This is a genomic window from Salinimicrobium profundisediminis, assembly GCF_026241755.1.
GTDB lineage: Bacteria > Bacteroidota > Bacteroidia > Flavobacteriales > Flavobacteriaceae > Salinimicrobium > Salinimicrobium profundisediminis.
Window position 1 is genome coordinate 5001 of sequence record NZ_JAPJDA010000040.1, and the last position, 3148, is coordinate 8148.

The window sequence follows — 3148 nt, forward strand, 5'->3', positions numbered from 1 at the left end:
GCGATTACTAGCGATTCCGGCTTCATGCAGGCGAGTTGCAGCCTGCAATCCGAACTGAGAATGGTTTTATGGGATTGGCTAAACCTCGCGGTCTTGCAGCCCTTTGTACCATCCATTGTAGCACGTGTGTAGCCCAGGTCATAAGGGGCATGATGATTTGACGTCATCCCCACCTTCCTCCGGTTTGTCACCGGCAGTCACCTTAGAGTGCCCAACTGAATGCTGGCAACTAAGATCAAGGGTTGCGCTCGTTGCGGGACTTAACCCAACATCTCACGACACGAGCTGACGACAACCATGCACCACCTGTCACTCTGTCCCCCGAAGGGGAACGTCCTATCTCTAGGAGTGTCAGAGGATGTCAAGACCTGGTAAGGTTCTTCGCGTTGCTTCGAATTAAACCACATGCTCCACCGCTTGTGCGGGCCCCCGTCAATTCCTTTGAGTTTCAGCCTTGCGGCCGTACTCCCCAGGCGGAGTGCTTAATGCGTTTGCTGCAGCACTAAAGGGCGGAAACCCTCTAACACTTAGCACTCATCGTTTACGGCGTGGACTACCAGGGTATCTAATCCTGTTCGCTCCCCACGCTTTCGCGCCTCAGCGTCAGTTACAGACCAGAGAGTCGCCTTCGCCACTGGTGTTCCTCCACATCTCTACGCATTTCACCGCTACACGTGGAATTCCACTCTCCTCTTCTGCACTCAAGTCCCCCAGTTTCCAATGACCCTCCACGGTTGAGCCGTGGGCTTTCACATCAGACTTAAAGGACCGCCTGCGCGCGCTTTACGCCCAATAATTCCGGACAACGCTTGCCACCTACGTATTACCGCGGCTGCTGGCACGTAGTTAGCCGTGGCTTTCTGGTTAGGTACCGTCAAGGTACCGGCAGTTACTCCGATACTTGTTCTTCCCTAACAACAGAGTTTTACGATCCGAAAACCTTCATCACTCACGCGGCGTTGCTCCGTCAGACTTTCGTCCATTGCGGAAGATTCCCTACTGCTGCCTCCCGTAGGAGTCTGGGCCGTGTCTCAGTCCCAGTGTGGCCGATCACCCTCTCAGGTCGGCTACGCATCGTTGCCTTGGTGAGCCGTTACCTCACCAACTAGCTAATGCGCCGCGGGCCCATCTGTAAGTGATAGCCGAAACCATCTTTCAGCTTAAGGACATGAGTCCAAAAGCATTATCCGGTATTAGCTCCGGTTTCCCGAAGTTATCCCAGTCTTACAGGCAGGTTGCCCACGTGTTACTCACCCGTCCGCCGCTGACTTCAGGGAGCAAGCTCCCATCTGTCCGCTCGACTTGCATGTATTAGGCACGCCGCCAGCGTTCGTCCTGAGCCAGGATCAAACTCTCCAAGAAAGAGTTGATTAGCTCTTGTGTACATAATGTACATTGTTGATTCCGAAGAATCTTTTTAAACGTTGACGTTTTATTGTTCGTTCAGTTTTCAAAGAGCAATTTTATTAACTCCGCCGCTCGGAGGCGACTTTATTAATATATCATTTATCAACCCGTTTTGTCAACATCTTTTTTTAATGTCTTTTCAAAGCCGAGTATGCGTCGTTGTGACGACTCTTAATATAATATCAGCGTGTATAGGCAAAGTCAACACTATTTTTATCTTTTTTTTAAAATCAAACATATTAAAGTTAAATACTTATTATTTTACATGGTGAAGTTTGAGATAGCTGAATAAATTCCTATATAAATACAGGAAAGTTAAAGTCACCTTTTTGACGCTATATAGATGAAATATAATACTATCTTTACATAAAAAAAGCCGAAGAGGACTAAAACTCTTCAGCTCTTCAATATTAAAGCACCCAAGTTTGGATCGCTACTAAAGAAAATAGACCTGGAATACCTAAAAATCCAGATATTGCAGAGGTAACCAGGTTAATGGGTACATGAATGCCAAACTGATTTCCAAAAGCATTTAGAAAAAATAAAAAGAGTGCTCCTATTAATAGTTTAACAAAGCTTTGTCCAATAAATCGGACAGGCTTCATTGGAGCTCCCATTAAGAGAACTAATAAAACCAGTCCTCCCAGGACCGAGATAACAATAATCGGATCCATAATTCTAATCTCTCCTCTCATACAACTTGTACTATTAAATTTATGTTTAATTTATACAAATAGACCTGAGAGCAGTGGTCAATTACAGATTTAATATCTAACTGTTACGTTTCTTTTTTTTGCTTCTTTAAATAGAAAAAAATATTTAGCTTCTGCCAGCTTAGCATCACTAATTGCTTCTTCGGTGATATCAAAGCTTTTCTCAACAAGGGTACTTTGATTTTTCCAATTGGACTTTAATTCTTCTATTTGAAGCAGCAGCTTTTCATCATATTCCTTCCGAAGCCAGCCCTTTTTACGAAAAAACATGTTCATTCCTCCAGATTTAAACTTCTCTTCTTCCTTCAAGCGCTTTTGACAGCGTTACTTCGTCGGCATATTCCAAATCGCCGCCGACTGGCAAGCCGTGAGCAATTCGTGTTGCCTTAATGCCCGATGGTTTTAAAAGTCTGGAGATATACATGGCTGTTGCTTCTCCTTCAATATTTGGGTTTGTAGCCAGTATAACCTCTTGGACAGTATCATCCTGAAGCCTTTTTAGTAAATCAGGGATATTTATATCCTCTGGCCCAATTCCATCCATTGGAGAAATCGCTCCATGGAGTACATGGTAGAGACCATTAAATTCTTTCATCTTTTCCATAGCAATGACATCTTTAGGATCTTGAACAACACAAATCAATGTTCGGTCCCGACGCTGATCCTCACAAATATAACATGGATCCTGGTCTGTAATATGGCCGCAAACAGAACAGTAGCTCAAGTTCCGTTTTGCATTAACAAGCGCTTTAGCAAAATCGAGTACGACGTCTTCCTTCATATTCAATACGTAAAAGGCAAGACGAGCTGCTGTTTTTGGCCCAATTCCCGGTAATTTCATAAAACTATCTATTAGCTTTGATATTGGTTCAGGATAATGCATAATATCCTCCTATATAGAAAAGCACAAGCGCCTGCCTCTGCCCCGACAAGTACAAGGGATAAGACGAACCAGACAGCAGGCGTACTTTGACCTTTTTCTGGACTCGCTTAGACCCTAAGAGAGGCTAGTCGCTGGAGCTAAACAC

3 protein-coding genes and 1 rRNA gene (1 of these 4 running past the window's edge) are annotated in these 3148 nt (G+C 44.6%); all 4 read right to left on the bottom strand.

The annotated features are described in order from the left end of the window. Window positions 1–1362 (bottom strand): 16S ribosomal RNA (locus tag OQ279_RS18050); it reaches 188 nt to the left of the window's first position. 455 nt (window positions 1363–1817) lie between these two features. Continuing rightward, window positions 1818–2102 carry a pro-sigmaK processing inhibitor BofA family protein gene (locus tag OQ279_RS18055; RefSeq protein ID WP_266071251.1) on the bottom strand — a complete coding sequence of 95 codons (285 nt, stop codon included), beginning with the start codon at window positions 2100–2102 and terminating at the stop codon, window positions 1818–1820. Between the two features lie 69 nt (window positions 2103–2171). Then, window positions 2172–2396, bottom strand: a complete 225-nt coding sequence (locus tag OQ279_RS18060) for a YaaL family protein (RefSeq protein WP_266071252.1) — start codon at window positions 2394–2396, stop codon at window positions 2172–2174. 10 nt (window positions 2397–2406) lie between these two features. After that, window positions 2407–3003 (bottom strand): recombination mediator RecR, encoded by a 597-nt coding sequence (gene recR / locus OQ279_RS18065; RefSeq protein ID WP_066441822.1) that lies wholly within the window; start codon window positions 3001–3003, stop codon window positions 2407–2409. Window positions 3004–3148: the final 145 nt, after the last annotated feature.